The 374-nt window shown below is 70.6% G+C and carries 1 protein-coding gene; it reads left to right on the plus strand.

All coding sequences use genetic code 11. The annotated features are described in order from the left end of the window. The coding region (locus QB898_RS13260) for a histidinol dehydrogenase (RefSeq protein WP_279525326.1) at positions 1–374 on the plus strand (374 nt) is incomplete at both ends.

A 374-nucleotide genomic window follows, 5' to 3' on the forward strand; every position in this document is an offset into this window, starting at 1 on the left:
GCGGCCGCGCGCATTCGCCGCTATCACGAGTGGCAGAAAAAGCAGGGCGGCGAAACCGCTTCGTACCGCGACGAGGACGGCACTTTGCTGGGCCAGAAAGTCACGCCGCTGGACCGCGTGGGCATTTACGTGCCCGGCGGCAAGGCGGCCTACCCTTCCAGCGTGCTGATGAACGCCGTGCCCGCGCACGTGGCGGGCGTGGGCGAAATCATCATGGTCGTGCCCACGCCGGGCGGCGAGCGCAATGCGCTGGTGCTGGCCGCCGCGCACGTGGCGGGCGTGAGCCGCGCTTTCACCATTGGCGGCGCGCAGGCCATTGCCGCGCTCGCTTACGGCACGGCCTGCGTGCCGCGCGTGGACAAGATCACCGGCCC

Source organism: Ottowia cancrivicina, assembly GCF_029813755.1.
Lineage (GTDB): Bacteria > Pseudomonadota > Gammaproteobacteria > Burkholderiales > Burkholderiaceae_C > Ottowia > Ottowia massiliensis.